The organism is Psychrobacter sp. S1-30-MNA-CIBAN-0213, assembly GCF_040309845.1.
GTDB lineage: Bacteria > Pseudomonadota > Gammaproteobacteria > Pseudomonadales > Moraxellaceae > Psychrobacter.
This window is the reverse complement of sequence record NZ_JBEOPE010000183.1, coordinates 1-235: the sequence shown is the minus strand read 5'-3', so window position 1 is coordinate 235 and position 235 is coordinate 1. Positions and strand designations below refer to the sequence as shown.

The 235-nt window shown below is 46.8% G+C and carries 1 protein-coding gene; it reads right to left on the bottom strand.

Annotation, left to right across the window (positions count from 1 at the left end; all coding sequences use genetic code 11):
- On the bottom strand, nucleotides 1–235 hold a 235-nt coding region (locus tag AAEY87_RS14435), incomplete at both ends, for an ATP-binding cassette domain-containing protein (RefSeq protein ID WP_350657665.1).

The following is a 235-nucleotide window of genomic DNA, read 5'->3' as shown; positions in this document are numbered from 1 at the left end:
AATGATAAGTTATCAAAGATAAATTGCCGTTGTTCAGGGGTTAAACGCTTCTTATCTGCTTGCGCCAACAAATCGCAAACGCGCAATGGCAATATCGGTGGCACAGCAAATCGCTGCGGTACATAACCAAGCTGTAGCGGCTGATGTGCTGTCATAGAGCCATCAGTTGACCCAATCAAGCCTAAGATAAGTTTGACTAGCGTTGACTTACCAGCGCCATTGGGACCGATAAGGC